Here is a 10,460-nt window from a genome sequence, read left to right as displayed (position 1 = left end):
CCTTGGCTCTGAGTAGCTGAATTAGTAGCTGTAACTGCTTTCCAACCTGGATTTTAGCCTTTATTCCGCAACCCCTATTTATGCCGCCCAGTACTAGTGGGTTCGATCGACATTGCCCCTCGATCGATCGCAGCTCATACCATTACCGATCGAAAATCTTGCCCTGTGGCTCCAGCAGATCGATCGCCCCCAAACTTTTGAGTGTCGCGATTTCACCATCCGTCAGCCCAGTTATCCCAGCAATATTCGTGCCTTCGTACAGTCGATCTGGTCGAAACAGATTCAGACATTTTCCCGTTTGCACGTCCCACAATCGAATCGTGCCATCAAAACTCGCACTGGCTAGCATGTGCGATGAAGTAAATCCTACTGACGTGACACCGCTGGTATGACCCTCGAAAACGTGCAAACACTCACCAGTTAACACATCCCACAGCCGAATAGTGCGATCGCTCCTACCGCTAGCCAGAATTGAGCCATCGGGACTAAAGGAGATCGCCCCCAGATTTCCGGTATGTCCGGCTAATAACCTCAAGCATTCTCCCGATTCAGCATCCCAAATTTTGACATCGGGGCTACCGCCAATACTTGCAAACAGGTGTCCTTGCGGATGGAAGGCGATCGCCCAAACATGCCCTTCATTTCCCGCTTGGCTTCTAAAACACTCTCCCGATGACATATCCCACCACCGAATTCGATCGTCATGTCCGGCGGTCACAAAATAGCGTCCTTGGGGATGAAAATCTAGTCCGAAGATGTAAGATTCGGCTTCTAAGCAGATCGTGCGCCAGCACTCCCCAGTCTGGCTATCCCAGAAGCGGATAATGGGTTCCGTGCTGCCGATACAACCGATCAGATCTCCTTGGGGGCTAAATCGACAGCATTGAATCATATACGAATAATTTGTGGTCAAATTATGCAAACATTTTCCCGATTCGACCTCCCAAATTCTCATTTCACCATTCATGTGTCCGCTGGCTAGCAATTTACCTTGGGGATGAAAGGCAATCGTCCAGGTATTTGAATCGCGAACTGTAAGTTTTTGGAGACATTTTCCGGTTGGTTCGCTGGGCTGGTAAGGATCGGATCGATCGCCTAGATCCCATAGATCGATCGATTCACTCATACCCCCACTGGCGAATAACAGCCCATCGGGATGGATCGCTAGGGCGCGAATCCCCGTACCACAACCCTGAATGGTTTTCAGACAATGACCGGAAATGGAGGCTGGATCGATCGAGAACGGATGATCTCGATATAGGTGACTGACATCCCAAAATCTCATGGCGCGATCCACGCCAATACTCACGAAGACTTGTCTGGCGATCGAACTATCCACCCGTCGATCGGATCTCGCAGCAGAACCAACGTAACCTGTGGTAAATTCGATCGCCCAAACTGGCTCCAGATGTCCTTGCAACACTTTCAGACATTTGCCAGTTTCGATGTCCCACAGCCGAGCGGTGCGATCGCTACTGGCACTGGCGAGTAAATGACCGTCGGGACTGAATCTAACTCTAGAAACTTCTTTGGCATGACCCCATAGTGTCTGGAGACAAGCACCCGTTGCGACATCCCAAATCTTGATGGAAAGATCGAAGCTACAGGTAGCAAACCGATCGCCATCGGGATGAAAACACACCGACCAGATCTGTCCGGTATGTTCGGTTAGAGTGCGAAGACAATCGCCACTTTCGAGATCCCAAATTTTCACCACGCAATCTTGCCCTACCGTCACCAGCAGTTGTCGATCGTCAATAAGGTGTGGTGCAAAAGCAATGCCACAGACTGGGGCAGTATGTCCGAGCAAAATTTTAAAGCATTCTTCGGTCTGCACATCCCAAATATAAATCGAGTTATCGCGATCGCTCAAACCTGCTGCTAATAATCGCCCGTCGGGACTATACGCCAGCGTCCAAATTCCGCCTTTCTCCCAAGTCCGCTGGCAGTTGCCCGTGTGGGCATCCCAGAATTTTATCCCCCCACCAATGCTGCTACTCACTAGGGTTTTGCCATCGGGACTAAAAGTTAGAGCCAAAATAAAAGTTGTATGCGCTTGCACGGCGAAGGATAGTTGCCCTGTCGATGCTTGCCACATCTGTACTATGCCATCGTGCCCCCCAAAGGCTAGCAATTCGCCACTAGCATTAACTGCTGAGGAAGATGGTTCGGCTACAGGCTCGGCAAATCGGCAATCGATAAGATGAGCGCGAGACAGGTTAACTCGGTGCAGGGGGGTATTTTGGAAACAGGCTTGACGAATGGTGAGTTCGGTAAAATTATAGTCAGTCAGATTTAGTTGCAATGCCTGAATTAAACCGATCGCATTTCCGGCTCCATAGCTCGATCCTGTTATTTCCGATCGCCGCACCAGCTCTAAAATTTGCCCCATCTGTCGCTCTAGCTCTTCGATCGATCTAAATCTCTCTCGCAGATATCGCGCGATCGGTTGTAAAATCAGCCTAATTTGACTCTCCCGCACATATTCCTCGACCGTGGTTTGAGTCAAAGCATAAGTGTTAAACAGTTGAGAGTTGAGAGTTGAGAGTTGAGAGTTAGTAATTTCTGCACAGATTTGGTTGATTAACTGCTCGGTCATGTATTCCATTACTACAGGTTGTTGAGTAAAACGGGCGTTCTTTTGCTCGATTAAACTGCGCCGCGATAGAGACTCTAAGGCTTCCATCAATTGCTGGGTAGTGACAGCAGGAACGATATCCGCCTGTAATTGAGCAAGTGTGACCCAATCGCGATCGATCGCCAACCACGTCATTACCTGTTGCTCGATCGGCATCAGCCGCTGGTATTGCTGGTCTAGCAACCGTCGAATCCCATTAAACACCGTAGTTTCGGCACTTAAAAACGCATCGACATCCCCATCAAAAATTTCCCGAATCGAGGTAGCAACAATCTTGAGTGCGAGGGGATTACCAGCATAAACTGACATCAGCTTATGTCTGTCGATCGATGATGATGAAGATAGTCCGATCGCTTCAAATAATCGATCGCTATCATCCAGCGGTAATCCAGTCAGGGCAATCGATCGCACGGGTAAAGTTATCCCTTCCAGATTGGCGATCGTTTGTGGTTTCTCGCGACTGGTTAGCACCAGACAACTCTGATGGGATATTTCGCCCACCTGACGAAATAGTTCGCCATAGGCTTCATAATCTTGACGATAGACTCCGGCAAATTCCCCGCTCTGCAAAATAGCTTCACAATTATCTAATACCAACAAACAGCGATGCGATCGCAAGTAATGCAGCAACCGATTTAATAGAGCCGGAATCGGCAAAGAAGCCAAGTTTTCTTGCTGACAGGATAGCACTTGGATGATGTCAACCAGTAGCGATTCTAGGGGCGTAGCATTGCGGAGACTACGCCAGACGATAAATTCAAAGGGTCGAGCAGTTTGCAGGAGCTGCTGGGCAATTTTGACCGATAGAGCGGTTTTGCCAATCCCGCCCATACCTAACAAGGCAATCAGGCGACAGTTATCCTGTTGAATCCAAGTTGTCAGCGTGGTAATTTCGGAATCTCGCCCGTAAAACATCGAAACATCGATCGCTTCGCCCCAATCGATTACTTGTGTTGCTGGGGAATCGAGATGAATTTCTGCTGACTCCTCGTGATGTTCTGGCTGATGATAATCGGCGCGTTCCATCTGCAACCCAAAAGCCACAAACACCAGCTCCAATGTTTGCTTATCCACGCCGAGCCGAGCGGCTAAAACCTTTGTCATCGTGGCGAGAGATAACTGCGATCGCTCGCTGAGTTCTTCGATCGTGAACCTGTCGCCCGCATTTTCTGTTTTCTCCAGATGTCGCCGCGCATGTTCGATCTTCTGTTGACCGATTGGCGACAGCACGACTCCCCGACGGCGATTCTTTTTAGTGGCCATGTTCATATGTGATGAGAATGACTAACTTAAGCTCAACTTAATCGATCGATCGAGCGGCAACTAAACTCTCGAATCAGGTACATCCGCAGGATTTTCTTATTATCTCAAGCTGTTGCTTAAGTTAGTTATTATCTTTATCTAACTTATCTGGTCTCTGGAGTTGTCTGGAATGATACTAAAAATACCCCGATGAACCAGTTAACAGCTTTTCCTGAGACGGTCTTAGCGTAGCTTCACGATCGGGAGAAGGTTTGCGACAACTTTCTGTCGATAGATTTGGCAGAGGCCCAAGATCGACTACTTATCGAGCTTAACTCCAGTCAATAAAAATATAAATTTAATTTAACGAGTAGATTTTCTTGTGTAAACAGTATTTTTAAGGAATAATTTCTAGAATATTGCGCATGATTCTTGCTTTAAAAATCGAGATCCTGCGACTTGAGATCGAGGCATTTTTTTGCATTGATTGATATTTTTGTAGCGCGATAAAAGCTAAGCAAATAAATTAAAATTAATTTTCTATTTTTCCGAAATGAACCCGACAAATTTGTAGATTGATTCAACGAGCAAAGCATCGATTGGCAACTATCGATAAATTGCTCGAATGACAATTAATTGAGGAGAAAATAATGTCCACTCTAACTTTCAAGATCGTATTTGCCAGCTTAATTTCTAGTGCAACTTTATTCGGTGCTTTCGCGATCGGCTCTGTTGCCAACGCAGCACCAACTGTTAACTGCACTATTCCAAATAATGTTAGCTGTGATATCTCTAGCTCTAAAGGAATTAAATCCGTCAAAATTCAGTCTAATACCCCTTTAGGCACGATCGATCTAGTTAACAAAAACTATGATAATTGTCCGAAATCTGTGACTGTAACCTGGGATTCTGCTTATCAGTCATCAAACCAAGATATTGTCGAATGTCAAGGTGTTTCTGGCGGTGCTCGCAACCCTGGAAAACTGAAAGGTTAGACAAATGGATTGCCAACGACACAGAAGTCGTGGCTAATGATGCGAAGTCCGCCTACGTGGACTAGTTAATCAGTCCGCGTAGGCGTTTACTTCGATCGCGAGCAGCGGTTAGAACCCGCTGCTATCTCACTAAAATCTCACAAAACTTATCTCAATTTTGGAGTGTATATATGTCAACTAAATTTTCAATTGCTACGATTTCAATTGCCACAATTCTCGTACTAACTAATAGTGCGATCGCAAATGCTGCCGAAGCTTACAAAACTAGTAAAGGTGAAGTAGTAGTTACAGGATTAACTCCTGCTAAACGATACCAAATCAGATTTATTAGTGCTCAAGATAAACCAGGCTCGCGCCAAGATAAATCAGTCAATAGCTGCGGTCAAATTGTAGTTGAAAAAGCTGCTAATTATAAAACACTGATTGTCGGCTCGGAAAATATCGATCCATCTAGTTTAGAAACTAAAGTACACGAACGTTGCAAGCCACAAGCAAAATTCAAAAAAATGCAACCGCAGGGTGTCGAGCGTGCAATTACCCCAGGGTCTAATTAAATAATCGATCGCGATCGATAAAGTTTTTAGGATGGTGTCTAAACACCATCCTAAGCAGGAATTAGATCTTAAAACAGATGCAACATTATCGCACTATTTTAAAGCAGGTTGGGATAGCCTCGATCGCGATCGGCATTCTCGATCTAATGTATATGGTTTATCGTGTATCCACGAATTTGCAACAGTCACCAACTGGGAGTTATTCATCCCCAGGCATCTTAATTGTGGTAGCTGGCGTTTATCTCATCCGGGGGAGTCTGCGGACTGCGAATATCGTCAGATGGGTCGCCGCTTTCTGGATTGCGATTGGGATTGGTTCCATCTTGATGCGGTCTTGTTCGACCCCATTCGATCTGTTGATGCTAGAATTTCGCCTCGATCCAAATGGGTTTGTAATGTGGTATCTCTCTAAAATTATAGAGACTGCTGTTGCCTATTGGATTTACAGACAACTGAGTGCCGAGCCTGTAATGTCTGCCAGTCTTAACTCCGGTCATCATGTCTCTATACCAAAACAAGCATTCTTCCTTGGAGCAGCTTTGACTGTACTCATGCCCATTCTCTTATATATTACTGGAGACGGTGTTCTGGGCAGGAAAGCAGTGAATTTAGCCCGTGCCAAATACGGTCAAGGCTACAAATATCATCTGACAGCCCTGAATCGATCGAGGAAGATGTCGGGAGAGACTATATCTGCAAAGATTGCAGCATACAACGATCGGGAGATAAAAAACGTTCGAGTAGAATTGAAGTAGGGAGAAGCGGAGTACAGACTATGACAATCTCGATCGAAATCCTAGATCGTGACGATCTAGATATCCTCAAAAATATCGATCCAGATGTGTTTGACGATCCGATCGATCTACCGCGTGCGATCGAATTTCTGGCAGATCCGCGCCATCATTTAGTAGTCGCGATCGATAACGATTTAGTCATCGGTTTTATCTCCGCCGTTCATTACGTCCATCCCGATAAACCCGTGCCGGAACTGTGGATTAACGAAGTTGGTGTAGCAGCAACCCATCAACGCCAAGGCATCGGCAAACGGTTGATGAATGCGGTGCTTGAAATCGGGCGGGACTTGGGCTGTGAGGTAGCGTGGGTATTAACCGATCGAGATAATACCGCAGCCATGAGCCTATATGCGAGTGTTGGTAATTCAGCAGCAACCGACCATGTAATGTTCTCATTCGATCTAATTAAGTAGTTAGCCAAAAAGAATATGATTACTTTTACCATCGCAGCAGACAGCTCGATCTCGCCAGCGCAAATCTGCGCAGAAATATTCGATGTAGATCGATGGAGTGGCTTCAAAGGCTATGGGCCTCTCCCTGGAATTGCTAAGGTGACAATGAAATCGCCTGCAAATTCAATTATTGGAACCGAATTTTATGTCGAAAATACTGATGGATCGAAGCACAAAGAAACAGTGCAATCTTTAAATGCTGGCAAATGCCTGATTATGAAAATGAGTGATTTCAGCTCCCCAATTAAGAATATAGCAACACATTTCATCGAACGCTGGGACTTTGCGGATACAAATTCAGGATATCGAATTAACAGAACTTTGGAACTATACCCAAAAAACGCATTTGCCGCACTTCCGCTATGGTTAATTTCCTGGTTACTCAAAAAGGCCATAGCGAGACATACACACCAGATAGCAAACCCACAGCAGGCATAACAAGCCGCTGCACGGGAGCGGCGAAGTCGGTCAACTAATTCGGAGGATATATGAGAGAGTTAATCTATTATGTGGCTTGTAGCGTCGATGGCTTTATCGCCCATCCCGATGGCTCCCACGATGGTTTTTCTCAAGATGGTGAATATTTTGTCGATTTATTTGCTTCCTTTCCCGAAACGGTGCCATCTCATCTCCGCGATGTCATGGGCATCCACTCCGAAAATAAATGGTTCGATATCGTTTTGATGGGGCGCAAAACTTACGAAATCGGGTTGAAAGATGGCATTACTAGCCCGTATTCGCACTTGAAGCAGTATCTTTTTTCTCGCAGTATTAAAGAAAGTCCAGATCCAAATGTTGAACTTGTTGCCGACAATGCGATCGAATTAGTTACGGGTTTAAAAAATGAATCGGGCAAGGGTATTTGGCTCTGTGGTGGTGCTAATTTAGCCACAACACTGTTTACCAATAAGTTAATCGATCGACTAATTCTTAAAATAAATCCATTTTTGATGGGCGCAGGTATTCCCCTGTTTGCCGGATCGATTCTCGTTTCGAGAGGCTTCGCCAACGAGTCAACGGCTTTAGAACTTATCGATCGCAAGGTCTATAACAACGGAGTCTTATTGCTTGATTATAAAGTGAGGAGATCGAATAAATAATGCCAGTACCCTTAACATCATTAGCAATTATCGATCTGATTCAAGCAGCCTTCGCAGATGTAGAACTTGGTAATGGCACCACTTTACACCAAGCGATTTCCCTACAGGAACGCTCCGCGAACGCTCTCGACAATTACTGTACCGATGCCGAAGTTATCGCCGCAAGATCGAAAGATATAGAAGATCGTTGGCAGGAAATCTCTCGTGCAAAACTCATCAATTTTGAATCAGCTCTATCATTCATAGACGAACGAGGAACTTGCTACTATCTACCTGTATTTATCATTGCCGCTCTAGAAGGACATATTAGTATCTCAGTGCCGTTTTTTAAAATCGTGCAGATGCTGGGAAGTTTAAGAAAAAGTGTCCCTAAAGAGGTGATTAGAATATATGGTTTCGATCGAAATCAAGCCCAGGCAATTGCTGCTTTTCTGAGATTCGTTGTTGGCGAACATGGCGAATATGCCGGAAGTCAAGCAGAATTGCAAATTATCTGGCAATGGGAAGAATACGTCAAAAATCAACAGAAGATATATAAATGAACGCTACAGGTTCGCTCGAATCCAATCCCGATCGATTTAGAGAATTATTTTATGCGATTATAACTCAATTATCCAAACAGCAAGCTCGATTGGCAATTTGGGCGATTGAAGATTTCGACCTATCGCAATTTAAGTATCAAATTATTGGATCTAACTCTTCATTCAAGGATAGTAATAGTAAATTGGCTGGTGATGGTATATTAATTAACTTAGAACCTACTCAAGTTCAAGCACTAACAGATACCCTTGAACCTGGATTGGGTTCTAGTATTTTGCACATGGAAATTGAAGCAAATGGCAGCGTTCAATTTTCTGCTTACGACGGAATGCTATATGCAGTTTTCGGCGATGAAATTTCTCTGAAATTACTAGAAGAACTCAAGGGTAGCGAGATAATTTACAGTTACGAAACTTCCAATTCTAAATAATTTATTTCACAAGACATGGCTGATGAAAATCCCGCTTGTCCGGCTCGAATTGTTCGATTTACATACTTATCTTTCGTCTATCTATAAACACAGAAAATATGTCTCGATCGCGATCGCATTTTGGATGGTTTATGGATATGAGTTAACGAGTTTATCTTTGGATCGGGCGATCGACACGAGCCTCGACAATTACCAACAAGTAAATAACTCAACTCCCAAGATAATTGGTGGCAAATATGCGAGCGGTGGTGTGGGCATGTCACTGATAATTCGTGGCAATAAATACTACTATACCGATGAGATCGAACAAACACCGTGGAAATCTATTTCTAGATTGAAATCCATCCAAGCAGGAGTTGTCTATGGTGAAGGATATTATTGGTGTCTATCGACTTTACCTAGCCCCCAAGGGGTGTGTACGCGGCACGGATGGATGCGCGATACTGCTGCAAAAGATATCAAAAATTGTAGTAATGCGTTAACAACCATTCGGAATAGCATCGAGCGGGTAAAAAATGTGCGACCGCTGAGAACAACCAGCATCATTGTTGCCAATGAGTATCCACATAATCCCACAAATCGTCCAGATGGATACGAACTTTTTATGGCTGGGAAAGGTGGCTATACCGTCCTGAAATCACAACAATTAATGAGATCGATAAGTATTAAAATTATCGCCCAATGCCCTACTGTCAGTATAGTTTCGTTTATCGCTCGTCCAGAAGTGCTTGTCACCTATGGTTTAGTCAACGATCGAGTTAGAGAATTTAAATGTTATGAAGCTTATAACACTCGTCTATCAACTAATCCCAAGCTCCCTTGGGGTTATCAATCGTGTTTATGAAAATTTATCAGTAATTATAGTTATTTAAATATTATTATGGAAATTATCGAAAAGACCGATCGAGTCTTACATATAACAGACAAAAATCGTCAATGTCTATGGGGTTTATTACTAGTCACACCTTTTTTCCTAATTGGCTTAAAATTGCTCGGGCTAACTGCCAGTATAATTACGTTAGAATGCCAACGCAGTGCATCTAGCCAAATTGAATGCCAACTTAGTGTTACAGGTATTTCAGGTACGAAAAAAGAACAAATCCCTGGATTTGTGACATCGGCAAAAACTGTCAAAACTAGCGGCAAAGGGGTAGTATTTACTACTACCAAAGGTGAGATTGAATTAGCTCCTTATCGTGCTTTTGTGACCGATAGAACCGATAAAACAGTCGATCGATTGAATGCTTTTATCAAAAATCCCCAACAGCCTACAATCTCGATCGAGCAAGACGATCGGTGGGCGAATTCACTGTTTATTGTCAACTTTTTAGCTGCTGGAATGGCGGTTGTTTTTGGTGCTTTGGCGATTCCGTTGCGGATGAGCTGCCGATTAGATCGTAATAGTGGAGAAGCAATCGTTGATAAGAAATACTTGTTGTATGGCGATCGACAGACAAAAATACCACTAGCTACTATCGATCGATCTCTAGTTAAAAAATTACCATTTCATGTTAATAGCAAATCTGTCTATAACATTCATTTGATTCCGAGTGTTGGCAAAAAAGTTTCGCTCTCAGTTCCTAGTTCGGATTTATCTCACTATCAGGAAATTGTCGATCTTATTAAGGATTTTCTATCTCGGTATTAATAGCTATCCAATCGCCTTCCTCAATTACACAACACTCTTTGTCGTCTGCTCCTAGATCGTTTAAGAT

The 10,460-nt window shown here is 44.1% G+C and carries 11 protein-coding genes; 10 read left to right on the top strand and 1 reads right to left on the bottom strand.

What is annotated here, in order from left to right; all coding sequences use genetic code 11:
- Positions 1-142 precede the first annotated feature (142 nt).
- Positions 143-3,907 carry a WD40 domain-containing protein gene (locus C7B77_RS14605; protein WP_245894203.1) on the bottom strand — a complete coding sequence of 1,255 codons (3,765 nt, stop codon included), beginning with the start codon at positions 3,905-3,907 and terminating at the stop codon, positions 143-145.
- Positions 3,908-4,530: 623 nt separating this feature from the next.
- Between C7B77_RS14605 and C7B77_RS14600 the strand changes: the two genes are divergently transcribed.
- The 10 genes from C7B77_RS14600 to C7B77_RS14555 all read left to right on the top strand — a co-directional run bounded on the left by C7B77_RS14600 (position 4,531) and on the right by C7B77_RS14555 (position 10,393).
- A complete protein-coding gene (locus tag C7B77_RS14600) occupies positions 4,531-4,875 on the top strand; it encodes a hypothetical protein (RefSeq protein ID WP_106306042.1) in 345 nt (114 codons plus the stop codon).
- A 170-nt stretch (positions 4,876-5,045) separates the two neighbouring features.
- On the top strand, positions 5,046-5,429 hold the full coding sequence (locus tag C7B77_RS14595; protein WP_106306039.1) for a hypothetical protein: 384 nt from the start codon (positions 5,046-5,048) through the stop codon (positions 5,427-5,429).
- Positions 5,430-5,506: 77 nt separating this feature from the next.
- Positions 5,507-6,184, top strand: coding sequence for a hypothetical protein (locus tag C7B77_RS14590; RefSeq protein WP_106306036.1), 678 nt, complete (start codon positions 5,507-5,509; stop codon positions 6,182-6,184).
- A 20-nt stretch (positions 6,185-6,204) separates the two neighbouring features.
- Positions 6,205-6,636: a GNAT family N-acetyltransferase gene (locus C7B77_RS14585; protein WP_106306033.1), complete on the top strand. Its 432-nt coding sequence runs from the start codon at positions 6,205-6,207 to the stop codon at positions 6,634-6,636.
- Between the two features lie 15 nt (positions 6,637-6,651).
- Positions 6,652-7,113: a hypothetical protein gene (locus C7B77_RS14580; RefSeq protein WP_106306030.1), complete on the top strand. Its 462-nt coding sequence runs from the start codon at positions 6,652-6,654 to the stop codon at positions 7,111-7,113.
- A gap of 50 nt (positions 7,114-7,163) precedes the next feature.
- On the top strand, positions 7,164-7,775 hold the full coding sequence (locus C7B77_RS14575; protein WP_106306027.1) for a dihydrofolate reductase family protein: 612 nt from the start codon (positions 7,164-7,166) through the stop codon (positions 7,773-7,775).
- Complete coding sequence (locus C7B77_RS14570; protein ID WP_219892157.1) at positions 7,775-8,317, top strand: DUF6714 family protein; 543 nt, start codon at positions 7,775-7,777, stop codon at positions 8,315-8,317. The genes C7B77_RS14575 and C7B77_RS14570 overlap by 1 nt, the downstream gene beginning before the upstream one ends.
- Positions 8,314-8,745: a hypothetical protein gene (locus tag C7B77_RS14565; RefSeq protein ID WP_106306025.1), complete on the top strand. Its 432-nt coding sequence runs from the start codon at positions 8,314-8,316 to the stop codon at positions 8,743-8,745. Before C7B77_RS14570 ends, C7B77_RS14565 begins: the two co-directional genes overlap by 4 nt.
- 22 nt (positions 8,746-8,767) lie before the next feature.
- The gene (locus tag C7B77_RS14560) at positions 8,768-9,589 is read left to right on the top strand and encodes a hypothetical protein (protein WP_106306022.1); all 822 of its coding nucleotides are present in this window, start codon (positions 8,768-8,770) and stop codon (positions 9,587-9,589) included.
- Between the two features lie 36 nt (positions 9,590-9,625).
- Complete coding sequence (locus C7B77_RS14555) at positions 9,626-10,393, top strand: hypothetical protein (RefSeq protein WP_106306019.1); 768 nt, start codon at positions 9,626-9,628, stop codon at positions 10,391-10,393.
- Positions 10,394-10,460: the final 67 nt, after the last annotated feature.

It is taken from the genome of Chamaesiphon polymorphus CCALA 037 (assembly GCF_003003845.1).
GTDB classification, from domain to species: domain Bacteria; phylum Cyanobacteriota; class Cyanobacteriia; order Cyanobacteriales; family Chamaesiphonaceae; genus Chamaesiphon; species Chamaesiphon polymorphus.
The sequence above is the reverse complement of the archived record's forward strand: the minus strand, read 5'-3'. Positions and strand labels throughout refer to the sequence as shown.